Raw genomic sequence first — 26688 nt, 5'->3', positions numbered from 1 at the left:
ATCGACTTCGACTGTATTTTGAAAAAACGTAATACAAAGGATTGCAATTTGACATAGTCCATCTGTAGGTATGTGTATCGAGACAAGATACCAGCCATGTCAAGGGCCGGCGTTGTCTGCGAAGGTTATCATTCCCCCCTCTCCAAGTAAAGTGGCAAAATAATATTCTTTCATTTTGCACTATACATCGACGATAAAAAAGGTCTTCACTTATTCGTACTTTATGAATTTCAACTATGGTCAAACAATGGTCGCTTCTATATAAAACACAATAAAGTAGGTTTTCCTCAAATTGGCGTAAAATCCGTGGAATTGTTCAATCTCCGGTGATGGAGGTATTCAAAGTAGAATAAAGGAATGCTTCTTACCAGTAAAAGGAATAACATGATGAGGATAATTGTAAATTTTTCTCCAAAAATGAAAACAGCAACCCTTAATACGTTAATCGTACGAAGGAGATGCTGTATTTTAACATTTGTTGTTTGTATAGGGATCTACAGTTGATGACTAATATACCTTGCTATAATATCACTTAAACGATTCCCTACTTTATTAATTAATTCCACAAGCTTCTGCTATTACTTCCATTAAATGAAGTCCTTGCATTTTATTCTTACTGTCACTACGTTCAATTCCTAAACGCATTTGTAATAAACAACCAGGGTTTGTGGTAACAATTGTACTAGCTTCCGTTTTTATTACGTGTAACATTTTCTCATCTAGTATTTCCATCGATTCTTCAAAGTGCAGTAAATTATATATTCCACCGGATGCACAACATAAATGACTGTTTTTCAGTTCCACAAATGTTGCTCCTGGAACTGACTTTAATAATTTTCTAGGTGGATCAATGACTCCTTGAACATTTCGTAAATGGCAAGAATCTTGATAGGTGATAACACCTTTCCATTCTTTTTCATATGGAATTTCGTCAATTTCAGCCAATACTTCAGTAATATCTCTCGATCTATCAACGAATTTGTTTGCACGATTCTTCCATTCAGGTTCATCACCTAGTAATTTATCGTATTCATATAACATCGCACCACAACCGCCAGCATTGTTAATCAAATAAGTGACACCTAGTTCTTCAAATGCTTCGATATTCTGTTTTGCCAATTTCTTTGTTGCATCTACTTCACCTTGATGACTATGGAGTGCACCGCAACATGTTATATTTTGAGGTATTATAACTTCAATTCCACATTTTTGTAGTAATTCAATAGATTGACGATTAATTTTCGACATAACTGCATCCATTATACAACCTGGAAAAAAAGCGACAATCATTTTCCTTTCTCCAACAGCTTTGTAATGCTCACCAAATTTATAACGCTTATTTGGCGATTCTATTTTAGGTAAAGCCCGTTCAAATTGCCCCATTGGTTTAGAAATCATTTCCACAATCTTAGTTTTTTGTGTTAATTTACTTAAACCTGATGTTTGATAAAACCATAAAAAGCTTCCTGTTGTGCGCAGATTTTTCTTTTTAGGAAATAAATTTTTCAGCATAGTTTGTAACAATTTATCTGGCATAGTATGCGATGTTTTTGAAGCCTTTTTATTTTCAGCAATAACATTCAATGCCGATTCGTAAATTTCACCATATGGAACGTTAACAGGACAAGCAACCTCACACGCTCGACAACCTAAACATAATTCCATCGGTTCTTTTAAGTCTTTTAAAATATCAATCTTACCTTCAGCTGCCATCTTCACTAAATTGATTCGTCCTCTTGGAGATTGTGCTTCATTACCCATCGTTAAATAAGTAGGACATACTGGTAAACAATAACCACATTGAACACACATATTTGCAGCATCATAAGCTGATTCATACAATTTATTACTGTACTTTTTATCAATTTCATCTGTTTTCATGTTAAATTAACACCACCTTTTTTTGCCCTTCCTCCGGAAATATTTTTCCTGGGTTCAAAATGTTTTTCGGATCCCAAGCTTCTTTAATTTTTTTCATCATCAATAATCCATTTTCCCCCAACTCTAAAGACATATAAGGGGCTTTTAATAAACCAATGCCATGTTCACCTGACAATGTTCCGCCTAATTCTATTGCCGCTTCAAAAATTTCACTAACCGCATCTTCTACACGCTTCATTTCTTCTACATTGCGTATATCGGTTAAAATATTCGGGTGTAGATTTCCGTCACCTGCATGCCCAAAAACAACTAAATTTAATTTATGCTTTTCCCTAATTTCACCGAGTCTTTCCATCATTTCAGGAATTTTACTTCTTGGCACAGTTGCATCTTCAGATATTTTTGTAGGGCCTAATTGTGTTATTGCTGGAGAAACCATTCGTCTACTTTTCCAAATCTGCTCTCGTTCTTGTTCATTTTTAGCTACTTTTACACTTGTTGCATTAAATCGTTCACATACCTCTGCACATTTATCAATTTCTTCCTGTATTGCAACTTTATGTCCATCTACTTCAATAATTATGATTGCCGCTGCTTCAGTTGGTAAACCACTTGGCATATAATTTTCTACTGCAACTATACATGCATTATCCATTAGCTCCATGGCACTCGGTAATATTCCCGATGCCAGTATATTCGTAATTGCTTTCCCAGAGTTAATCACTGAATCGAAAGATGCCAAAAGCGTTTTTCGATCAGCAGGCTTAGGTATAAGTCGAATTATTGCTTCAGTAATAACTCCTAAGGTTCCTTCAGATCCAACAATAAGTCGTGTCAAATCATACCCCGTTACATTTTTAACTGTTTTTCCTCCAGTACGAATAATTTCTCCTGTAGGTGTAACAACTTCTAAACCGATTACATATTCTTTAGTTGTTCCGTATTTTAAACCTTTAGGACCACTCGAATTTTCCGATATATTACCACCAATTGTCGATACGTGTGAACTACTTGGATCTGGCGGGTAGAAAAGACCAACACTTTCAGCTGCTTCATGAATTTCACTCGTAATAACACTTGGTGATACAATAGCTAATAAATTTTCTTGGTCAACAATAAGTTTTTTTTCGAATTGTGATATATCTAACATTACTCCGCCATGTACCGCCAAAGAACCTCCGCTTAATGATGTAGCGGTTCCACGAGGATATACTGGAAATTGATGTTCATTTGCTAACTTTAATAAAAATGAAACCTCTTCCTTGGTAGTGGCTTGTACGATAATGTCAGGTAAATATTCACCAAATGATGCATCAAAACTGTATGAGTAACGATTAGCTAAGCTATCCAGTATTCTTTCCCTAGGTATTTCTTGTTCTATAAAATTCAATAGCTCACTTGTAGAGAGTCGATTCATCATACCACTCCTTGGAAATAGTAAATTTCATTTTTTAATAAAATAAGTCTTATTTCCTCTTATTAAAATATAAACGATTGGAATAAGATTTAATTCCAACCGTTATATACTAATTTCTCAACAATAATTTATTATTTAATTCAATATCGTATAATGTTTTCTCAACCTTTCGATATTCACTTTGTGCCTCGTTAATATCACATACTTGAAATTTAATTTTATCGCCAGGTTTCTTCTGAGCAACATGAGGAATATCACTAGTTATGACAACACCAATTTTTGTATAACCACCGGAAGTTCCGCAATCTGCCATGTGAATTATTGGATAACCATTACCTGGCACTTGAATTGTTCCCGGTGTTATAAAGTCAGATATTATATCAGCACCATCTTTATGGATTAATTGTTCCCCCTCCAATCGATAACCCATTCGATCTGATGCATTTGATAAACTATATGTACCATTTGAAAAAAGTTCAATGGACTTATTTACAAACCGTTCTATATGTGGACCTAATATAAATCTAATCGGACGCTCTTCATCAAAATCTGGGATGTCATTCGTTCGTAATCTTCTACCTTGTAATTGATTTATATTAAAATCAGGTTTATTAAAAAATAATTTGTCTCCTCTTTTTAATGCTCTTCCCATATATCCACCGTAATGACCACGTGTAAACGTCGCACGACTTCCCATAACCTCTGGAACGTTCACTCCACCAGCCAAAGCGATATATGATCTACAACCTGAAATGTATTTACCAAAACTTAGTTCATCTCCTGCCTTGGCAAAAATTACTTTCCACATGTCAATGCTCTTTCCGTTCAATTTCGGAGATAAATTACCTCCTGTAATAGAGAATGCAGTCTTTGTCTCGAATTTAATCGTAGGTCCCATCAACGTTATTTCAATTGCAGCATCATTTTCATGATTCCCTACTAAAGTATTAGCCAATCTAAATGAAAGTGGGTCCATTACACCTGATACTGAAACACCGTAAATTCGATAATCTCGTCTTCCAAGATCTTGAACTGTCGTTAATAGTCCGGGTTTCAAGATATTTACATATTCCAATTGCTATTCCACTCCTTCTCCTTCTCTTTATCCCAAGATTTAACAAAATCTGAACTAACAGGTTCTAACTTTACATAATCCCCTGCACTTAATAACCCGGGAGGTAAATGATCTGGATTAAAAACTTCCATAGGAGTCCAACCAACTATATGCCATCCAGATGGTGCATCCATAGTGAATATTCCTACCTGTTTATCAGCAATTTGAACCGTACCTTTTTTCACACTCATACGAGGATTTGAACGCCGTTTAAACCGTAATTTTTCATCAATATTACCACAATAAGGATATCCGGCTATGAATCCTATCATATATACATAATAGCTTTTACTCTGTAATTTTTTAATTACTTCGGTCGATGTAAGATCTGCTCTTTCAGCAATTTCATCTATATCTAATCCATATTCACCACCGAAGGCTACTGGAATATGAACTGTTTTACTTTCTATTTTTACATCATGGGATATGTCCTTCTCGATTTTTTTTAATTCCATAATCAGTTCATCGTATTTGATGATTACCGGATTATATACGATTGTTAAATTGTTATATGCCGGTAATAGTTCTATAACTCCTTTAATGTCTTGTTTTTTAATCATATATAAAAATGATTGTATTTTTCTACTGACATCTATACTTATTATGTTTTCAAATTGTGCCACAATCGCACGATCACCCATGGGATAATAAGAAGGATATTGGTTATTTTCAATACTCATATTTTCACCTCTAAGATTCAGTATTTGGTAAAATATTAATTGATTACTAACTTAATTTCCTGAAAATCGGATTATGTTTACAAGCATTTGATTTTAATTTCATGTAATGAAAAACAATTGAAGTTATTTATATTTTCAGACGTCTTATCTTATACCAATTATAAACTACCTATTTAGTTAATAGATATTGACAGTCTGTACGAAAATAGTTGTTAATAGTATCGTAAAACAGTACACTTTTAACAAAGATTTTATAATTGAGTCTTTAACTTGAATGAAACTCATAATTCTAAGCCTTTGTACACTACAGAGTAAGTGTACACAAAAGTAAATACTTAGTAAATATTCCGAAAAGAAGCCCGTTTAAACAAATCAAACCGCATTAATGATATTTTGAAATATAATTTGTAAATACTGTCTTTTATCGCACTATAAAAAAAGCAATTATGAAACTGACTTACCTATTAAGAAGACAGTTCATAAATGCAATCTATTTTATTACTTATAGGTTATACTTTATAGCAACTAACTTTTCTTCAAGATAAGCATCTAATCCTTGGTGTCCACCTTCTCTGCCGACTCCACTCTCTTTAACGCCCCCAAAAGGACTTTGTACGACAAATGGAAGTGGGTCGTTTACACCTACCATCCCATACTCTAATGCTTCAGATACGCGAATGATTCGAGACATATTATCAGTGTATAAATATGAAGCTAAGCCATAGCTATCATGATTAACCATATTCAAAAGTTCTTCTTCAGACTTAAAGAAAATAATTGGAGCAACAGGGCCAAACGATTCTTCAGTATATACATTCATTTGAGGTGTAACATTTGTTAATATTGTAGGATTGACAAAGTTTCCATTTTCATTTTCAGCCTTAGATAGCTCCATTTTATTTTCGAATTTATGAGCTCCTTTATTTACAGCATCCTCTATTTGTTTTTTAACTAAAGTTACTGCATTTTGATCAATTAAAGGCCCAACATTCGTTTCTTCTTTAAGACCATTTCCTACTTTTAAATTTTTAACTTTATTTATAATTAACTCTGTAAACTTTTCCGCAATTGTATCTTGAACGTAAATTCGATTGGTTGAAGTACACATTTGACCAGAACATCTAAATTTAGTTAATAATAAGTCTTCGGTAGCCTGTTCGATATTGGCATCATCGAATACAATAAAAGGTGCGTGACCGCCAAGTTCCATTGAAATCCGTTTTACTGTTTTCGCCGATTTTTCCATAAGTGATTTTCCTACATCTGTAGATCCAGTAAACGTAATCTTTTTTACTTTTTTACTATTCATTAACACTTCAGTAAATTTAGATGAATTAGCCATTACGACATTAAATACACCTTTAGGCAAGCCAACTTCTTCAAATATTTTTGCAAGTTCTATTGTTGATTGTGGTGATTTACTTGATGGCTTTATAACAATAGTACATCCCGCCGCAATTGCAGGTGCTGACTTACGTGCACCCATAGATAAAGGAAAGTTCCATGGAGTGATTGCTCCAACAACGCCAATCGGTTGTTTAATAACTAAAATTCTTTTATCATGTGAATCGGAAGGTATTGTTTCACCATATATTCGACGAGCTTCTTCGGCAAACCATCTAAAATATTCAATTGAAGATTGAACTTCGCCTCTGGCATCCTTGATCGGCTTCCCCATTTCTTTGGTAATAACTTCCGCTAAAAATTCTTTCTTTTCCTCCATTTTTCTATAGACAGCTATCAAATAATTTGCTCTTTCTTTTGCAGAGATTTTCGACCATGTCTTAAATGCTTCATCCGCGGCATCAATCGCTTGCTGGACATGTTCCTCTGTTCCATTATTTACTTCATAAGTAAATTCCCCTGTTGCTGGACTAGACATACGTAATTTATCTTCAGTTTCAATCCATTGCCCATTAATATACAAAGTAGTAATCCCCCTTCTTATATTCCTTAGTTCATGATTTACTTATATCAGTCAATTTCATAATCAGTCGTTAACAAAATTGAATTCCCATTTATTTTTAATCTCTTTAAATCGAGTGGTGCTCGATTTAAAGTTTGTTGATAAATTGGTTCATAATCATATCGAAGGATTACATTTGGTTAATTACCAATATCTTCCATCTCACTTTTTAAAAACTTTCATATATTGATGCTGCACAAACGGTATCTAAAAAGCCTACTCCAACCGAATCAAGTAAAGTAATTTCTTCTATGTTTTCACGACCAACTTTTTCACCTACTACAATATCTGCAAGTTCACTATAAATATTTTCGATCGACCATTCTCCCTTTTCATTAGGGATAACCAGTCCGCCTGCTTCTACTCTAGCTCCTTCTAAAGTATCAACGACAACTTTATTCGCTTTTTTTAATGTTGCAACGTCATATTCTTGTTTAGTTGGCTCACATGAACCAATTGCATTAATATGAGTTCCCGCATTTACATATTCCCCTGAAAAAACCGGTGTATTTGCCGATGTGCTTGAAACTATTATATCCGCTTTACTTACAGCATCGTTTGCAGAATCGACAATTAGTATTTCACCATTCCAATTAGGATACTGCTTGGTCACTTTTTCCTTTAAATCAAATGCTTTGATTTTTGTTCGATTATAAAGATAAATTTTATCAATGTCTCGAACCTCCATAATTGCAAGTATTTGGCCAAAAGATTGAACACCACAGCCGATAACCGATAGAATTCTCGCATCTTCTCTTGCCATATGTTTTGTTGCAACTCCACTTATTGCACCTGTTCTTAACATTGTTAAAGCAGATGAAGCAATATTTGCTATGTGTTGACCAGTTTTTGATTCTGATAACACAATAGTACTTTGGATCCTAGGAACGTTATATTCTTCATTACCAGGAAATATACTCGCAATTTTCACAGCAGAATAATTAATTTCAGGGACAAATGAAGGCATGTATAATGTATGTGCGCCGTCATCACCTTGATGCATAAGCGTTCTAAAAGGTATTACTATTTCAGATCTTTTCGAAAGTGCAAACGCTCTTTCAACATCCTCTATACACTGCTTCATACTATAATTTTTCAGTACATCTTCTTCACTAATAATTAACATAGACACTCCTCCATCAATAGGGTTATTTTGTTAGTACAGTACTGAACCAAGGTACGTATATAAGAACAATTGTAGCTAAAGATAGCGCAATTAAATACGGAACAGAACCCCTTATGACTGTAGTTACCTTTACTTTAAAATGACCACTTAATACGAACAAACTAATTCCTACAGGAGGGGTTACTTGTGAAATCATCATACATGCTACTGTAATTACACCAAAATGTACTGGATCATAACCTAATGCAACAATTGTAGGGTAAACAATTGGGATAGTAATATATAAGATTGGTAATGCGTCCAGAAACATACCGAATATGATATATAACCCTAAAATAGCTAGTAAAATAAGCCAACCTGGGATGCTTAACTCAGATACAAATTGAGTTATTTGAGCCGGAACTTGTATATACATTAATGCTGTTGAAAACAAAACTGCTCCACATAATAATAAGTAAATGACTGTTGTTGTTTTGATTGAAGCAATAAAACTTTTAATAATATTCTTCTTTATAAAATCCTTACGATTAAAAATGTAACTAATTAGAAGTACGTAGACAACCGCAATTGCTGCTGCTTCAGTCGGTGTGAATATACCTAAATAAATACCGCCCAGTATGATAATCGGCATTAATAATGAAGGTAAACCATAGATGAATGATTTGATAATCTCTTTCTTACTTGGTCTAACTTGCGACATTGGTTTTACTTTATATGTCAGAATAACAGCAGTAATAATCAATACAGCTGCAATAAATAATCCAGGTATTATTCCCGCCATAAACATCGTTCCGACATCTTGTTGAGTCATTGATGCATAAACAATCATATAAACACTAGGTGGGATCATTTGTCCTAAAGTACCGGAAGTTGCAACGATACCCATGCTTTGTTCTTTTGAATAACCAAGTTTGAGCATCTGTGGAACAACCATTGCCCCAACAGCGACAACCGTTGCTGCAGATGAGCCAGATAGCGCTCCGAAAATTACACACGACAATACTGCGGCAGATGGCATTCCACCAGGTAAATGACCAACTAAGTTTGTAATGAATTTCAACATTCTTTTTGCCATTCCCAAATCAGTCATTAAATTACCTGCCAATAAAAAATACGGGATAGCTAATAAAATCCAACTGTCAGTTGCAATTAAATATTGGGACACAACAGTTTCAATAGGTAGACCTAAAAAACCAAAGAGTATTGTTCCACCACTTATACTTAAACTAAGCCATATCGGAGCTCCTATAATTAAAAAAGCTAAAAATATAACTAAACCAATTAATATAATCATACGACCCCCCCTACCTTCTATCTGTCGCTTATCGTTTTAATACCTTTTATTATTTCTAGTAATGAATAAAGTAATCCGATAATCATTCCAATTAAAATCGCTAGCGCTGGGACGAATAATAACATTCCACCGGATAAAGTTTTTATATTCATCCCTATTAAAGAAAATGACCAGTTATATCCACCATAGATTAAAAAGGTAAATGTTAGAACAAGGACTATATTAATTAGTAAATCAATATAAACCAAAACTTTTTCACTAAGTATTTCGTGTAATGCACTCATTTTAATATGTTCATTTTGTCTAATTAATGGTCCCATATAAAAAAACACGCCATAAACAATTGTATAAATCGAAATTTCTGCTAAAATTTCGTGTGAAATTCCAAATGCATAGCGCATTATCACATTTGAGAAAGCCAATAAAACACTAATTCCCAACATGGCAATAGCGAAGTATTCCAAAAGCTTATCTAAATTATCAGTCACTTTATCTAAAACGTTTATTTTTTCCATATTTCTAACTCCTCTTTTATCCTCTACTATGCTTATTTTATTTACATTCATCCAGATCAATGTAATTCACTATATATACATGTATAGAAAGTAAACGTAAAGAATAAATCAGATTACTTACTTAAATAAACAAAAAATCCGAACCATTTTTTAATATCCAACAAACGCTTGGATACGAATAAGTGACGATCCTCTCAAAGTGAAATTCATTCGTGCAATGTCCTGCATCTAGCGAAACCCGTTAAATGTAAAAACATCCTTGACTACTTTCACCAGATACAGGACATACAAAAAACAATATCATATTGAAAAAGTACGTAGATAGGGTAGATTGGGAATCCCAATCTACCCTCTTCTTCAAGCTACTTCTTAGTTCAAAGTTATTTTTTTGTATGATAATTATTTATTTCATTTCTTCTTTAATTCTTTCTGCTTCTTCAATAAATTCTACCGCTCGCGGTTCAGTTTTTGCGTAACTATCGTACATGCCCTTTGTTGCATCTTTCCAATCTTCAATTTCTTCATCTGTTGGATAGTATGTTTTCACGCCATAATCATTTTCAAGCTTTTCGAAGACATCTTTGCCTTTTTCTCTTACTAACTTATCTGCATACTCTTCTAAGTCTCTGCCTGTTTCAACTAAAATTTCTTGTAGATCTTTTGGTAATGAATTGAACTTATCCATCGAAATCATTACTGGCATAACATAACTAATTAACGGATAAAGTGATTGAGTTTTAATTGGTAATTTACTGTCGTATACATATAAAGGAACAATAACCATGCCATCTACTACGCCTTGTTGTAATGCTGTTGGTAATTCAGGTCCCGGAATTGATGTTCCGCTTGCCCCTACCAATTTTAAAGTCTCTGAAGCTATTGGGCCTCCTGGGACTCTAATTTTTAAACCTTTAGCACTTTCTGGACTGGTGATTACTCTCTTTTCATCTCCGGTCCAAATAGTACCGTACATATCAGTGGAGCTCATTGAAAGAACTTTAACCCCTTTAGCTTCCATGAGTCCAGCTATTTTTCTTCCACCATTTTCACTGTCAATAAAAGCTTTCTTGTTGTCTAAATATACGTCATTATCATTCGGGTCATAGTTAAAGAGAAACGGTAAATCGAAGAAGTGCCAAATTGGATCGAAACTACCGGCAATTGCTGAACTTGAGTGAACCATATCAGCTTGCCCTTGAAGCATGGCCGGAATTTCCTGATCACTAGGCATTAGCTGACCATCTGAATAGGTCTCAATTTTCAAACGTCCATTACTACGTTTTTGAACTTCTTCATTAAACCACTCAACATATTTATGGTGCATTGAAGCCTGTGGGTGTGAATGTACTAATCTTAATACATATCCTTTGTCAGCATTTTCTTTGTTAACAGCAACTTTTTCTTTCTCGTCTTCGCCACCACAAGCCGTTAGTACTAACAATGCCATTGCTACGAGCAGTAAAAGTAATCTTCTTTTCATAAAATCCCCCCAAATCAGTTTTTTTCTTGAAAACGCTTTCCAAATTCAAACTATTTAGTTATTTGCGTTTACAGCTTCAGTCTAATTCTTTTTCTTATTGATAGCTATTCACAATATATACAATCTTTGTTTCGAATTCACGTATAAATTTGTGCACTTTATACGTGGTCCTCCAATTGGAAGTGTTAATATGTGGTGATCCCTAAATTTTAGAGTTTTATATTGTGCAGCTAATTCGCTGGTATGAAGACGGTATTGTTCCCAACTCATGCCAGCCAATTTCTATTTGGTTCGTTCGTTCTTATAGTACTCAATATATAATTCGAAATCTCATTTTAGTTCTTCGTACGTGTGCTTTTGGACTGAGATACAGTTTACCATCATCAAAACATTTACATTCCATAATATGAGTCGTTCTACTTTCTTATCTATCACTATAATTCCTATACTTCCCAGCACTTGCTAAATTCTACGATAGCTATAACTTCTGGCATTTTTTTCAAATACAGACTGTATTTTCATTAAGCTTAGTATATCTGGCTTAAATTGAACAAAACAAACTTTTTTAGTTTTCTTTCTAGCCAATCCTTCTATAGCATATTTTTTATAGAAGTTTACTCAAATCATTATTTGTGTATTTGCTCTCACTTTATATTTTCAAGCTAACAAGTCGTATCCAATTTCCTGTCAAGAGATTCTTGAGCAATTATCCTTTAATATTCCACGCTATACATTGCCATAAGAAACATCCCGAAAGTTAGATTTTTACTCTATCTTTCGGGGTGCACCTCAATAAGGTGCTTTTTTATGTAAATGTATAAAATAATACAATGATTAAAGTTATTAATATCAATACTTGTAATCATTTTTATTTGATTCATTCTATAGATCAATGAATTTCGATGAAGATGCAAAATACGGGCTGCATCACTAAAATTAAATTTACTTTCACAATAAATAATAAAAGTTTCCGATAATACTTTAAAATTATTATGATTGATAAATGTATCTAGTGTAGAAGAAATACTCTCAAATTTTTTTTGGGGGAGTGAATTAATAATAATATTTAGCTTGCTTGAAAAATCGTTATAATTAAATAAGAAATGTAATGGATTTGTTTTTTCATTTGACTCCATAGCTACAAGCGCATTGTTATATGAATTTTGTATCCCTTCAATACCACTACAAGGATTTCCTATAGCAATTTTTGTTGACACATTATATCGTTTCAACAAAGTATCTTTAAGCTGCTGTGCGTATAGCTCAATATCATTAAATAGTTTTTCAGTATCATCACCGACAACTTTTAGTATACAAAACTGTTCAAATGTAAGTCGACCCGTAATATCATGTTGATTTACATTAAAGACTTCATTTATTGTTTCATGAAGTTGATCGTAAATTTGTAGCGATGGTTCCGTATTATTGTCGTTATTTTCTCGGCGAATTTGAATAATAATACATATTCTTTCCTTATGAATATTAAATCCCATCATATTGCCGTAGCGTGTAATTTGTTCGATGTTATTTCGTGAACTTTCATAGTTCAGTATGTAGTGAATGAGAGTATCCACTGCATTTGATTGTAATGATTTCATTTCTTTCATCAAAGTTTCATGACAAATCATTTCAATATGGTTTTTAACAAGTCGAATGTAGTTTGTTGTTTCAATATCTTGGCCAGTTTTCCCAATTATTCCTACCGCCCCTAAAACTTGTCCATTTACAATAATAGGACCCGCTACCCCAGGGAAAATATCCGGATAATCTTTGACAGCCTGCTCATCAAAGAATGTTAATTTCTTTGTTTTAATAACTTCCGCTAAAAGAGAGTCGAAAATCCCAATACGACTATTGTCATTTACTCCTATTAAATATCCATTTTTATCAGAAATAGTTACTGGGAAACCAATTATTTTAGTTGTATCTTCTGATATTTTCTGTGCAATTTGTTCTAACATTGTAATATTCCACCTATCTCATGATTTATATAGTGACCCTATTATTATTAGCTTCATGTAAGCTGTAACTAAAATTTAGTTACTAGTTAAATAAATCGACAGCGAAAAAGGTAAATATTTAAATAAAGGTAGCACTGTTGTTTTAGTTGCTTTATACAAAATATGAGGAACGATTAATAATTTCCGTTTATGATAGTTTTAAATAAATTTGTATTATTAAAGAAAGCTCAGGTGCATCTGTAAATCATCGTTTATGTGTCTATCTTTCATTACACGAAGACCTCTATCCCTTTTAAAATATGAATAAAACGATAAGAGCATGAAAGATTGTGTTGTTAACTTTAATAATTGGTAAATATTAACTCTTTTTCTCACTTATTACAACACTCTGTTTTATTATATATGACAAAACAATTAAAATAAATACTTATTAAGTATTTGTTGTACAAGGTGCACTATAAAATCAAATCAAAAGACTGAATTTTCGTAAAGAATGGTAATGGAATCTATCGATCTATTTAGAATACAATTAATGTGCGAAACTCTATAAGTAATTTATGTATTTGTAGAGGTTTCCAATTATACAGGAAAATAAATTCTAAATATTTAGGAGAGATATCAATGACAAATAATTACGATTTGATTATCGTCGGCGCAGGAATTATGGCATCCAGTTTAGCCTACAATTTGTACAAAGACGGTTATACCGGAAAAATCGCACTATTCGAAAAGGATAATAAATACGAATATTCCTCCACACCTAGAAGTGAAGGTGGAATTCGTCAAACTTTTAGTACAGAAGTTAACATTCGAATGAGTCAATACAGTTACCAAGTATATAAGAAATTTGAAGAAGAGATGGCATTCGATGGTGAGAATGCACAAATCAACTTTAATGAAAACGGTTACTTATATTTGCTTGATAAAAAATCAATGCCAATCTTTGAAGATATTTTAAAAACACAAGAAAAATTAGGTGTTAAAACAAAATTTATGAATCAAAGGGAAACACAATCTTTTTTCCCTGAAATAAATGTTGAAGATTTGGTAGGGTCTGTATTTGACCCAGAAGCCGGAAATGCAGACCCATATTCTGTATTGCAAGCGTATATCAGGAAAATAAGAGAATACGGTATTTCTTTTATATATGAAGAGGTTGAAACAATTTTAACGGAGCGCAATAAAGCAATTGGTATTCAAACTACTAATGGTGATAAGTATTTCGCGCCGATTGTTGTTAATGCAGCAGGTCCCTGGTCTGGTGATTTAAGTGCAAAAATCGGACTTGAAATTCCGGTAAAACCATTAAGACGTCAATTATTTTCAATTGACACCCAACTGAAATTCCAAAATGAAATACCATTTACATTTGATCCGACCGGCCTTCATTTCAGAAGTGAAAGATCAAAAGTAGTCGTTGGCTGGGCAAATGATGTTCCTTACGGCTACAACTTTCACCTTGAAAAGAGTTTTTTTGAAGAAGAAATTTGGCCTGTTTTAGCTGCACGTTCATCTCATTTCGAACAACTTAAATTAGAGAATGGATGGACTGGTTTATATGATTATAACTATATTGACCAGAATGCAATAATAGGTGGTCATCCAGACATGGGTGGTTATTTTATTGTATCAGGATTTAGTGGTCACGGATTCCAACATGCACCAGCCGCTGGAAAAGCGTTATCTGAACTAATTCGTTTAGGAAAGTTTGAAACAATGGATGTATCTTCACTTTCAGTTGAGCGATTTAAAACAAATGAATTAGTAATTGAAACAGCAGTCTATTAAAAAAAAAGGGTGAATAAAATGAAATTAACAGACAGAAAAATAGCAGTTGATGTATTAGAAGATGAAGATGTAAATACAGTGAATTTAACAGGCGGTCAGTTAATAGTTGATGTATTAGAGAAAGAAGGTGTAACTAAGATCTTTGGTGTACCAGGTGAAAGTTATTTAAACGTTCTTGATGCAATTTATGAGCATCAAAACATTGAATATATTTCTACTCGACAAGAAGGTGGAGCTTCTTTTATGGCTGAAGGGTATGCAAAGGCTTCAGGTAAGGTTGGGGTGTGTATGGCTACAAGAGGACCTGGTGCAACGAATTTGTCGATTGGTATTCATACAGCACACCAAGATTCGACCCCACTTGTAGCTTTAATTGGTCAAGTAGAACGTGAGTTTAGAGATCGTGAAGCATTCCAAGAAGTTGACTTCGTTGGTTTTTTCAGCCATCTATGCAAATGGACAGTAGAAATTAACCATGCAGATCGTGTTCCTGAGTTACTGCACCGCGCTTTCCATATTGCTCGTTCTGGACGTCCAGGACCAGTACTTGTTTCATTGCCAGAAGATATGCTCGATGACATTGTTACAAAAATAACTCATCAAAAATTTAAATCGAGTACAATCTCCCCTGACTATTTGGCAGTTAATGAGGCTGCTAAATTAATTCAAGAAGCGGAACGTCCAATTATAATTGCCGGTGGCGGAATCGTATTGTCTGATGCAACTGAAATGCTTGTTAAGTTATCAGAGTTAACTCAAGCACCCGTTGCTTCAGCTTTTAGGCGTTTCCACTCCTTTCCAAACTCCCATGATAACTATGTAGGATCATTAGGAATTGGCGCACGTCCAGACTTATTAAAATATATTAAAGATAGTGATTTAGTTATTGCTTTAGGAACTAGATTCTCACAAATGACGACATCTGATTACACATTACTAAATGAAAATTCAAAACTCATTCATGTCGATGCTTCTGAAGAAACATTAGGGAAAGTTTATACACCGACATTACCGATAGTGTCGGACATAAAACGTTTCCTTGAAGAAATTGTAAAAGTAATTTCAGAAAATAAAGATGAAAAAAGAAAGAGTAATAAAGAAAAAATCCGTAATAATTACGTTGAATTTTCTACACCAAAATTGATTAAAAAAGAAAATTATGTAGATATGAACAGTCTTGTTCATCATTTATCTGAACAATTACCGAAAGATGCGATTATCACGAGTGATGCAGGTAACTTCTTTTCATGGCTCTCACGTTATTACCGTTATGATGAAGGTGGTAAATATTATGGACCAACTTCGGGTGCTATGGGATATGGAATGCCAGCTGCAATTGGAGCTAAAATTGCGCATCCTGATAAAGTTGTCGTATCGTTATCAGGTGACGGTGGATACATGATGACAATGCAAGACTTTGAAACAGCTGTTAGATACAATATTCCAATCGTTTCCATTGTCATAAATAATAATATTTTCGGGACAATTCGTACACATCAAGAACGTAAATTTCCTAATAGAATGGTTGGTACTCAATTATCTAATCCTAACTACAAAGAAATTGCTGAATCGTTTGGTGGTTTTGGGGAAAGAGTTACCAATACAGATGAATTTGTTCCGGCATTAAAGAGAGCTTTAGCATCTAACAAGCCTGCTTTAATTGAAGTATTAACAGATCCGCGTATATTATCTGCAAATCATGATCAAACGATTTAATAGTAAAGGAGATCACAATGAAATCGATAAATATAAAAACAACAATACCTGGCCCAAAGTCGACTGAACTATTAAAAGAAAGAGAAGAATCTGTAGCAAGAGGAATCTCTACAGCTTACCCTATTGCAGTAGAAAAAGGTGTAGGAGCAGTTCTGACTGATATTGATGGAAATTCTTATATTGACTTAGCAGCGGGAATTTCTAGTTTAAATGTCGGTCATTCTCCAAAACCTGTAGTTGATGCATTAAAAAAACAACTCGATTTATTTATAAATCCTATTTTCAATGTAACGATGCATAAACCGTATATTGATTTAGCAAAAAAACTAAATCAAATTGTCCCCGGTGATTTTCAAAAAAAGTCTGTTTTCTTTAATAGTGGAGCCGAAGCAATTGAAAATGCTGTGAAAATTGCTCGCCGGTATACAGGTCGCAAAGGAATAATATCTTTCGATCGTTCATTTCATGGCCGTACAATGTTAGCAATGACCTTGACTGGGAAAGTTAATTCGATCAAAAAGGGATTTGGTCCCCTAGCATCAGATGTCCATCATGCGCCCTACCCGTATTACTTTAAAGATGAGCGTACGGATGAGCAATTAATTGATGAACTTAAACGTTTGTTTCAAGTCTCGGTTTCTCCAGAAGAAGTAGCTGCAATTATTTTAGAACCTGTTCAAGGTGATGGCGGAGTTATCATTCCTTCAAAACAATTTATGCAAGAAATTAGAGCTATCTGTGATAAATACGGTATTGTATTAATCGCAGATGAAATACAAACAGGATTCGGTCGTACAGGTAAAATGTTTGCTATGGAGCATTTTAACTGTACAGCTGATCTGACAGTAATGTCGAAGTCGATTGCTGCAGGTATTCCACTAAGTGCCATTACAGGTAAAAATGAAATCATTAATTTCCCAGAGGTAAAAGAACTTGGGGGTACACTTAGTGGAAATACTTTAGGATGTGTTGCAGCATTAGAAGTTATTAAGTTGATAGAAAACGAAAACTTACTAGAGCGTGCAAATGAAATCGGACGATTTATTAAAGACAAACTTTCTTTCGAATCAAAACATATTGGTGAAATTCGTCATTTAGGAGCTATGATTGGAATTGAAATTGTATTAGACAAACAATCCAAAGCATCTCATCGTAGCTTTGTCAATGATGTAGTAAATAAATGTTTTAAAAGGGGTGTTTTATTTATGCGAGCCGCGGATGGAGATGTTATCCGTCTCCTACCACCGCTCGTTATAACTGATGAGCAACTAAACGAAGCGATGTCTGTTATAGTAAATACCATAAAGGAACTTGAAGAATTATAATAAACTAATTATGGGGTGAAATTAATGCGACTAGAAGATAAAGTGTCAATAATCACTGGGGGTAGCCGTGGAATTGGTGAAGCAATAGCTCAAATGTTTGGTAAAGAAGGTTCAAAAATTGTTATTGCTGACGTTAATGAAGATACCGGAAATGCAGCACTTGAAGGTTTGTTGGCAGAAGGAATTGATGCAATTTTTGTTAAAACAGATGTTTCTAATGAAGAAAGTGTCATTAATCTAATGAATAGAACATTAAATGCATTTGGTGGTATAGATGTTTTAGTTAATAATGCTGCAGTATCGATTAGAAAGTCTGCAGAGGAGACATCATTAGATGAATGGCAAAAGGTCCTTGGCGTTAATTTAACTGGCGCATTTTTATGTTCAAAATATGCAGTTCCCGAAATGAGATTAAGAGAACGTGGGGCGATTGTTAACGTTGCTTCTTGGCACGCCGATAAAACGATCACTCGCTTTGCTGCCTATGCAGCTTCAAAAGGTGGTATGACAGCTTTAACTCGTCAGATGTCACTTGATTGTGGTAAGGATAATATTCGTGTTAATGCAGTATTACCAAGTACAGTTGATACACCAATGTTGTATGAGACGATGAACAATTTACCAGATCCTGAAGAGGCATGGAAGCAAACGCTTGACTATCAACCATTAGGAAGAATAGCAACTGCTGATGATATTGCTCATGCATGTTTGTTTTTAGTAAGTGATGAAGCCTCTTATATTAGTGGGCATTCTTTACGTGTAGATGGTGGAACTTATTCAAAAGTAGCAAGACCATTAATGTTCGATTAACTAATATCACTCAACTTCCCTACCGAATAAAACAACTTAATTTAATGGCTATACAAACTTTGTAGTTCTGCGAAAATGTCCAGTTATAATTTCTAAACACAGTGTTTTAAAAATGTTTTTAATACAAGTATGTAAGGAAGCTGAGTTAACCTATTCATGCTTTTAGACATGTCTTTTGCTTTATTTTGCAACGTAGAAATTTGTGCAAATTTACTATATTGGTTTTTATTTCGTTAACTAATTGGCATTCAATTTAATGAAAAGATTAGTAGAAAGGAAGATAATGATGAAATACATTGATTTAAACTGTGATATGGGCGAAAGTTTTGGCGCTTATAATTTAGGAAATGACGAAGAAGTTATTGAACTAATTTCATCTGCTAATATTGCTTGTGGTTTTCACGCAGGAGACCCAAATGTAATGGATAAAACTGTTAAAATGGCAAAACAAAAAGGTGTAGGTATTGGTGTTCACATGGGTTACCCTGATTTACTGGGATTTGGCCGTCGTGATATTGATATCGCTAAAGATGATCTAGTCAATTACATTATTTATCAAATTGGTGCATTACAGGCGTTTTGCAAAAAACATGGTGTAGAAATACAACATGTTAAGTCACATGGAAGTATGGGTAATATGTCTTATGTAAACCATACAGTAGCAGATGCTGTCACAGATGCAATATTACACATAGTACCTAACACAAAATTGTTTGTTATTGCAAATACAGTTATTCATAAACTAGCTGTCGAAAAAGGTATTGCCGTTGTTCACGAGGTATTTGCGGATCGCACGTATACAAATGACGGTACGCTTGTTTCCCGCAAACTGGAAGGCGCAGTCATTAAGGATCCAGAAAAAGCCGCTGAACAGGTTTTACAAATGGTTTTAGAAGGTAACGTTACTACAATCGACGGCAATGTTATAGATATGAGTGCGGACAGTATTTGTGTTCACGGTGATACCCAAGGGGCACTTGAAATCGTTAGATGTGTAAAATCAAAACTTGAAGAAAATAATGTTATAATTGCCCCAGTTGGTACATGGCTAAAATGATCTTTTTACAAAATGAAAAAAATTAATGGCTAATTAAACTAATTTCAATAAAATAAAAATGATATTCCTGAACTAATTGGGAATGTCATTTTTATTTCCAGAAAGTATTTCAAATCTTTCTCAAGTAATTGATTTTATTTTTGTAATGGGTGTTTGGGTGATAAAATTAATGTAGCGGATTTCAATAATTTGGATTGTCTTTAAGTTCTTTTGGTGATTGCTGAGTATTACGGACAGAATGAGCCACTAGTGCGGAGTTTTGTGCCGGTGAATACGGGCATGAGACCCACTAACCAGATGAAACATTAATTGAGCAGGAGGGAGCGATTAGCACTCGGTCTCTCACCCCACCTAACGTAGCGTTCTTTATAACGCATTTTAATTAAGATTTATGACGCAAAATTTCGTAACCAGATACTAATTCAAGATTTCTTGTTCCGTAACTGACTTCTATTTCTCTTTGTTGCAAAACCGCCAGTCTTACTGGTATGGGTAATCGACATTTACCATTTATTAATTCCTCAGTAATAGTTGTTGCTGTTGGTAAGTCTATATAGTTCCCACATGAAACGAATATAGGTTTGAAGTCTTTATGTGTTCGTAAAACTCTGCCGTATAGCTCCTTATTTATGATCATATCTACATAAGAACCTACCCTATTTTCAGGCATATCAAATTCAGCATCAGCTATCTTCAAGTAACATTTAGCGATGTCGATAGTCGGTTTATTCAGAAAGAATGAAGCATGTGTTACGATTCCCATATGCCTTGGATGCGAATAGCCATCGCCATCAAACATAAAAAGATCCGGCGCGTGTGTAAGCTTTTTGGCCGCGCCAATAACTAGGGGAAGTTCCCGAAATGCCAAATATCCTGGTAAATAAGGGACTGCGATAATTTCGATGCTATTGATTTCCTCAATAACCACCTTTGTAGCATAATCGTCACAGATTATGCTACAATCACCCCATTCAATTCCTTCATCTCCCCAGTAAGCAACATTCACACCTGCAATGAACCTAATATTAGTAGTAGTCATTCTGTTGTCCATACTACCTTTTCTTTTAAACGCGTTTGAATTGCATTCCATTTGTTAGTGTCGACTGATAGCGTATGAACATCCTAAATGTATATTTTCATTCCTCCAACATGATGAAATTGCTGTATGTAATTTACTCTCCATTGTCTAACTCAACTAATTAATTGCTATTATTTTAAGACCAAGTTGTAAATCACTAACTTTGTTTTCAATAAAACTCTTCTGTAGGAAGATATGCTTCTTCCTCGCTTAACTCACTCTAGTGTTTTTAAATGATTGTCTATCATAAGATTCCGTTGGCAGTCAACTAAGGCGGTTTTCGTCTAATCATCATTCTTTCGTAGAGTACCCACTGTGTAAACATTTGCAGTTGCTGCAGCCATGATGACAATATGTTCGTTGACATGCAGATATAAACTCACCTTATTTTGTTGAATGAAAATGGTTGTCCCATTCAATCTTTTTCCGTACCATCGATAATTTGAAAAAATTGTATGAAATAGTGATAATATTACACTCTACCAGCTCATTTACCGCTTGTGTAGAATGCTTCATCGTCGCATCACACATCCTTCACCCACTGCCCGCTGCCACGCTTGTGATAACGTCAAGCTATACACAATCAGCAATGAACCGAACGTTGTCATGATTTTTTTATCTCTCCCCTTCTATTCTATGCTAACTCCGTTCTAGGCAGGTTGCCGTACGTGTTTGACAGTGCACAGACGGAGAAAATGGAGAAAACTTTCAAAGTTAGGGTATTACCTTTTATACATAGAATCCTCTTTGATAGTGGTCGGCCGAGGCGTAAATCTCGACGAAAAAGAAGTATGTATTCTCACCCTAGGAGAATCATACTTCATTAATTTGTTTTCTATTTTCTTTGTATATCCTTACTAGCCATTCACCCAGACAACGTCTAATGATAGAAGCAGGAGAATTTATTTTTTCATTTGTTAAAAAAGAGGTGCAATTACGATGAAAAGTTTGAAACAATATTTCCTGAGCAATATGAAACATTAAAAAACAGGAAAATATTCCCCTAGCTGGCGTGAGCGTTTGGAAGCAGTCAGAATACTATCAGATTATGAACATGAAAAAGTCATAAATTTATTTAAAGATCGTATGCTTAAGGCGTAGAATTTATGAACTGGTTAGAGGAACATTGGGCAAAGCTGTAACCCGTAGTTTTGCGATGTATGAAGGATCACCATTCTCTCCGCTTGTGGAGAGAATGGCTTTTTTAACTTACGGTGTGGTTCCTCGAAACTATTAGTATTATCGATTGATGTATTACCGTAGACACTAAAAGGACCACCCATTTTACTATATTTCTGAATTATAAATATCCACTTTATAAGCCTATTTACTCTCAACCTCTTTTATATATTCCCAGGTTTCACCATTATCATTTGATTGATAAAGTCCACTACTATTCCCATTATAATCACCATCTGAACCTTGCCCAACTAACATATTAAGAACTCCATCTTTCTCAAAGGGCAGACCTGGAAAATCAAATGGATTTATAGATTGTCCACTATCTAACTTCATTTCCTGCATGGCGTAACTTACCTCTTCGAAGGATATCCCTCCATCATTTGTACGGTATAATACTCCTTCAGTACCAGAAGGTCTTGCTGCCCTTAAAAATCCAAGTTCCTCATTAATAAAAGTTATTCCTGCTGCACTACCGACTGTTCCATTGAATGGATTTTGATTGATAACTACCCAATTTTCACCACCGTCAATGGTCTTTCTGAGTGAATAAAAAGTACTTCCTAATGCTTTATCCATAACATCTAATCTATATCCTACTTCTTTTGAAAGATAAAACTGTTCATCAGTATTAGGTATCTCTTGCCGATTACCTTCAAACTCATCTTGATATTGAGTCGTATTTGACTGACTCCATTCCGGTTCACCAAGCAAATTATATCTAGCAGGTATTATCTCCTTCTCTTTTCCAGGAACAAAAATAGATACCGTATAGCCAATTATTTCAGATGTAGTTTTTGTAGGAGTCTGCTTCATGCCATTCTCATCCATGTTAATAATCCCTTCTGTATTATAGCCCCAATTTCTTTTCCAGTAATAAACTAACCCGTACGTATGTTCATTCCACATACCCACTGTCTGCTTAATTGGAATAACCTTAACCGTTCTAATTAGAGGTTCCACTAGCTTTTCCTCATCATAATCGGTATTTAGATGCCCGTTTAATCTTACAGTAATAGTAGACGTCTTATTTTGATCATAAGTGATTAGGTAACTTTCCTCTTCCCCATCAGCATTTTTCCCATAAACAAAAGTATCAAATGATGTGATGGTTCCTTCCTGATTAAATTCAAGATGAAAATCACTTTCCATATATAATTTCTTCGGCAAAGCATATTCTTTATTTATATCTTTAAAAATCCCTTCTACTCCATCCATATATATGTTGTTATGTTCAAACTCGACTGAAGCTTCATTTTTTAATCTATCAATAAACCAAGCAAGTTCGCCTCCGAAATTAGTTGCACTTTTATAAATCTTCACTCCATAAAATACTGTAATGATCATGAACATTACAATAGAAACATACTTCCATGCCTTCATATTAATCAAACTTTTGGGTTCAAGTTCCTTACCTTTCATCATTTTCATTATAGAAAATGTAATGATAGAGATTAAAAATATTGTAGATACGAATAAAATAGAAACAGTATGATTTATTCTTCCATACATACAGAGTAAAGCTAATTCATAACAAAAAATCCAATATACAATTATGAATAGTGGATTGGTTAATAATGACATAAATATCCCTTTCAGATTCCTCCTAATTATATAAACCACTCCTAACCAACATTTGTAATTTCTCTTTCTTATTTTGATATTACATTACATCATGTTTTTAAACCTGCTCGATTGCATGGTATACGCAATCGAGCAGGTTTATATAGAATTTCACTTTCTACTAGTGGCTATAAACATCGATGCATCTTGATTCGCAAAAATCTGTTTCCCATGATAGAAGGTCATACATGTAGTTGGCGTAAATCCGACTTCGGCTAGTATGCTTTTTAGTTCATTATGCGAAAACCCGCTATGAATTTTCGGATGATTGACTTGATCATTTTTATCAAAATCAACAATAATTAGCTGGCCATCAGTAGGTAAGATACTAAACAGTTTTTGCAAAATTAATTTAGTATCGGGAATATGAAGAAGAACCAAAGATAGTAACACGATATCTGCCTTTAGTTCAGGCATGTCTTCCGTAAAATCTGAATACAGTACTTCACAGTTCGTAATGCCTCTTGCCATAATTTTATCTGTTGCATCCTGTAATGCTTGTTTTGAAGAATCCACCAGCAATATCGAATCTACTAAGTCCGTTAGTTCTAAACTAACTAGACCAGAACCACTCCCATAGTCGACTAATTTTTTTGATTCACTACCTTGTAATAATGGTCTTACTTCTTCCACAATCACGTTAACCAATTCCATTCGTTTTTCTGTTTCCATACTTCACACTCCATTTCATTTATTGCGCGACCTGGCACCACAAATTACTGCTGTTTCTCGACGATTAATCGCCCTTTTTGCTGATCAACATTCACAATGAATTCTTTACCATTTTCCAAATTGGTTGAGACTGTTTTTCCTTGATACTGTTCATCTGTATAAACAAATATAAAACCCTCTTTTTCAATAGCAACGAAATTGCCACGCTCACCTACTCGTAATTCTAATAACCCATACCCTTCTTTTGAGTGATTAAAGAGTGCAATGGCAGGTATGTCATTGATCGTTAACGCAAAGGCTATGAGCTGACCATCCAACCATTCATCTTGCTTAACGATGTCTATACTTTCCTTATCTAACGTATACGCCTCACCATACGTAAATTCGATTTCTCGCCAAAGTTCTTGTGGTGTCGGATACTCGTTATCTGACCAACTGCCAATTTGTGTTACTTGATCGTCTTTACCAACACGCAACATCACACCAAACTTAGGTGTTTCTATATCATGTACTTGAAAATCACCAACCACATATCCTGCCTCATAATGTTTTGGGGCAATTCTGAACTCCCTATCCGGATAGCTTTTTTCCAGATACTTACTAACTGTCTTATATGCTTCTGCATGATGATTCGTTTTCAAAGTAGGATAGTAGAGAATATATCCTATATACCCTATGATAAGTGTGCTAGATAACGTGATGGCTAGCTTTTTTCTTTTTCTGAAAATAAGCCAAAGAACTACACTTACCATTACTATGACAAACCCCATTGCAAAAAAGTATAGTAGTTCACCTGGATTCATGTACTCTCTCCTTTCAGGGGATCAGGCATAAATTGTGTGGATAGAAAACTATACGATTGCGGTTTTCTTTTAGTTTACAATAGTAGAATAGAATTTGATAGGAAGTGAAGTTTATGGAGGCTGCAATTCATGGTATTATTTTGGCATTTGGCTTAATTTTACCATTAGGAATTCAGAATGTATTTGTGTTTTCACAAGGCGCTACACAGCCGAGAGTTCTTCAAGCATTTCCGGCGACTATTACAGCCGCACTATGCGATACTTTTTTAATCATTTTGGCCGTATTTGGACTATCTACCATTGTATTGCAATTTGAATGGCTACGATTTAGCTTAGTCCTCGTAGGAGTATTGTTTTTACTGTATATGGGGCTATCCATTTGGAATACAAAACCAAAAGCGAATGAATCGAATAACGCGTTACCCATCCGTCAGCAAATCATGTTTGCTTTATCCGTTTCTTTATTAAATCCTCATGCCATTTTAGATACAGTAGGAGTAATCGGGACCAGCGCGTTAAAATATGTGGGAGAGGAACAAGTATATTTCACAATCGGTTGTATTGCAGTAGCTTGGGGTTGGTTTTTCGGATTAATGATTGCAGGTTCAGTGTTAAAAAAGCTGGACACAACAGGAAACTTGATGAATATACTAAACAAGTGCTCGGCCTTGTTTATTTGGGGAACTGCCATTTATCTTTTGATTGGATTAATGTAAAGTTTGGTTAATGTTTCCGAAAAAAGTAATATTATATGTCATGATTTTTTGGCATTTGAATAGAAAATAATGGATTGTTATAGGATTCAAGAAAAAACGGTTCCACTCATTGTTCTGAAATGGGTGGAACCGTTTATGAAGAAAAAGCTGTCAAAGTGAGTAGGTCGACTTCAATGTCATTTACTCTACTTAATAATTCGGCTCCTTCGTAACATTGACAATCTGCTCATACTTCACAGGCGAGATGTTGTACTTTCCGATATTGACTTTATTATCTTCACATAGGAAAGTGATCGGCTGAAATAAATTTCTCGATAAACTAGAAGTATGAATTCCCGTTCTAAGGTAGTCATACTTCTTTAGTTTTGTTTTCCAGTAAGTATGTGGAGACGGTGGGAGTCGAATCCCTCTATCAAGAAAGCGTTATAATACCAATGATTATAAGGGTTTATAGCTGCTATTGCAAATGCTTGACCACGCTTTTGAC

Annotated in this window: 20 protein-coding genes; 6 read left to right on the top strand and 14 right to left on the bottom strand. The window is 34.4% G+C overall.

The annotated features are described in order from the left end of the window. Window positions 1-552: 552 nt before the first annotated feature. From CSV77_RS07705 to CSV77_RS07660, 10 genes are all read right to left on the bottom strand, one after another. On the bottom strand, window positions 553-1881 hold the full coding sequence (locus CSV77_RS07705; protein ID WP_099672962.1) for a (Fe-S)-binding protein: 1329 nt from the start codon (window positions 1879-1881) through the stop codon (window positions 553-555). Between the two features lies 1 nt (window position 1882). Next, a complete protein-coding gene (locus tag CSV77_RS07700; protein ID WP_099672961.1) occupies window positions 1883-3298 on the bottom strand; it encodes an FAD-binding oxidoreductase in 1416 nt (471 codons plus the stop codon). Between the two features lie 109 nt (window positions 3299-3407). Next, window positions 3408-4373: a 5-oxoprolinase subunit C family protein gene (locus CSV77_RS07695; RefSeq protein ID WP_099672960.1), complete on the bottom strand. Its 966-nt coding sequence runs from the start codon at window positions 4371-4373 to the stop codon at window positions 3408-3410. After that, window positions 4361-5092, bottom strand: a complete 732-nt coding sequence (gene pxpB, locus CSV77_RS07690; protein ID WP_099672959.1) for a 5-oxoprolinase subunit PxpB — start codon at window positions 5090-5092, stop codon at window positions 4361-4363. The genes CSV77_RS07695 and pxpB overlap by 13 nt, the downstream gene beginning before the upstream one ends. A gap of 502 nt (window positions 5093-5594) precedes the next feature. Beyond that, window positions 5595-7019, bottom strand: a complete 1425-nt coding sequence (locus CSV77_RS07685; protein WP_099672958.1) for an NAD-dependent succinate-semialdehyde dehydrogenase — start codon at window positions 7017-7019, stop codon at window positions 5595-5597. Between the two features lie 208 nt (window positions 7020-7227). Further along, window positions 7228-8184: an ornithine cyclodeaminase family protein gene (locus CSV77_RS07680; protein ID WP_099672957.1), complete on the bottom strand. Its 957-nt coding sequence runs from the start codon at window positions 8182-8184 to the stop codon at window positions 7228-7230. A 22-nt stretch (window positions 8185-8206) separates the two neighbouring features. After that, on the bottom strand, window positions 8207-9478 hold the full coding sequence (locus CSV77_RS07675) for a TRAP transporter large permease (RefSeq protein ID WP_099672956.1): 1272 nt from the start codon (window positions 9476-9478) through the stop codon (window positions 8207-8209). 17 nt (window positions 9479-9495) lie between these two features. Continuing rightward, the gene (locus CSV77_RS07670; protein ID WP_158232043.1) at window positions 9496-9993 is read right to left on the bottom strand and encodes a TRAP transporter small permease; all 498 of its coding nucleotides are present in this window, start codon (window positions 9991-9993) and stop codon (window positions 9496-9498) included. A 403-nt stretch (window positions 9994-10396) separates the two neighbouring features. Then, the gene (locus CSV77_RS07665; RefSeq protein ID WP_099672954.1) at window positions 10397-11473 is read right to left on the bottom strand and encodes a TRAP transporter substrate-binding protein; all 1077 of its coding nucleotides are present in this window, start codon (window positions 11471-11473) and stop codon (window positions 10397-10399) included. Between the two features lie 770 nt (window positions 11474-12243). Continuing rightward, complete coding sequence (locus CSV77_RS07660; protein ID WP_099672953.1) at window positions 12244-13434, bottom strand: sugar diacid recognition domain-containing protein; 1191 nt, start codon at window positions 13432-13434, stop codon at window positions 12244-12246. A gap of 621 nt (window positions 13435-14055) precedes the next feature. On the opposite strand from CSV77_RS07660, the gene CSV77_RS07655 reads away from it, so the two are divergent. The 5 genes from CSV77_RS07655 to CSV77_RS07635 all read left to right on the top strand — a co-directional run bounded on the left by CSV77_RS07655 (window position 14056) and on the right by CSV77_RS07635 (window position 20130). Further along, the gene (locus tag CSV77_RS07655) at window positions 14056-15222 is read left to right on the top strand and encodes an NAD(P)/FAD-dependent oxidoreductase (protein ID WP_099672952.1); all 1167 of its coding nucleotides are present in this window, start codon (window positions 14056-14058) and stop codon (window positions 15220-15222) included. Window positions 15223-15240: 18 nt separating this feature from the next. Next, window positions 15241-16938, top strand: a complete 1698-nt coding sequence (locus tag CSV77_RS07650; RefSeq protein ID WP_099672951.1) for a thiamine pyrophosphate-dependent enzyme — start codon at window positions 15241-15243, stop codon at window positions 16936-16938. Between the two features lie 17 nt (window positions 16939-16955). Then, window positions 16956-18263: an aspartate aminotransferase family protein gene (locus tag CSV77_RS07645; RefSeq protein ID WP_099672950.1), complete on the top strand. Its 1308-nt coding sequence runs from the start codon at window positions 16956-16958 to the stop codon at window positions 18261-18263. Window positions 18264-18287: 24 nt separating this feature from the next. Continuing rightward, a complete protein-coding gene (locus CSV77_RS07640) occupies window positions 18288-19073 on the top strand; it encodes an SDR family NAD(P)-dependent oxidoreductase (RefSeq protein WP_099672949.1) in 786 nt (261 codons plus the stop codon). A 286-nt stretch (window positions 19074-19359) separates the two neighbouring features. After that, window positions 19360-20130, top strand: coding sequence for a LamB/YcsF family protein (locus tag CSV77_RS07635; RefSeq protein ID WP_099672948.1), 771 nt, complete (start codon window positions 19360-19362; stop codon window positions 20128-20130). A 382-nt stretch (window positions 20131-20512) separates the two neighbouring features. Here the strand turns inward: CSV77_RS07635 and CSV77_RS07630 are convergent, their stop codons facing one another. The 4 genes from CSV77_RS07630 to CSV77_RS07610 form a co-directional block, all read right to left on the bottom strand. Further along, window positions 20513-21181: an endonuclease V gene (locus CSV77_RS07630; protein ID WP_233212190.1), complete on the bottom strand. Its 669-nt coding sequence runs from the start codon at window positions 21179-21181 to the stop codon at window positions 20513-20515. Between the two features lie 1350 nt (window positions 21182-22531). Then, entirely contained in the window at window positions 22532-23971 is a 1440-nt protein-coding gene (locus CSV77_RS07620) for a WD40/YVTN/BNR-like repeat-containing protein (protein WP_199203720.1), read from the bottom strand. Window positions 23972-24121: 150 nt separating this feature from the next. After that, the gene (locus tag CSV77_RS07615) at window positions 24122-24682 is read right to left on the bottom strand and encodes a class I SAM-dependent methyltransferase (protein WP_099672946.1); all 561 of its coding nucleotides are present in this window, start codon (window positions 24680-24682) and stop codon (window positions 24122-24124) included. A gap of 44 nt (window positions 24683-24726) precedes the next feature. Continuing rightward, window positions 24727-25485 (bottom strand): hypothetical protein, encoded by a 759-nt coding sequence (locus CSV77_RS07610; RefSeq protein ID WP_199203719.1) that lies wholly within the window; start codon window positions 25483-25485, stop codon window positions 24727-24729. 113 nt (window positions 25486-25598) lie between these two features. Here CSV77_RS07610 and CSV77_RS07605 point away from each other — a divergent pair, with 113 nt between their 5' ends. Continuing rightward, window positions 25599-26201, top strand: coding sequence for a LysE/ArgO family amino acid transporter (locus CSV77_RS07605; RefSeq protein ID WP_099672945.1), 603 nt, complete (start codon window positions 25599-25601; stop codon window positions 26199-26201). Window positions 26202-26688 lie beyond the last annotated feature (487 nt).

This window comes from Sporosarcina sp. P16b, from assembly GCF_002743065.1.
GTDB lineage: Bacteria > Bacillota > Bacilli > Bacillales_A > Planococcaceae > Sporosarcina.
The sequence above is the reverse complement of the archived record's forward strand: the minus strand, read 5'-3'. Positions and strand labels throughout refer to the sequence as shown.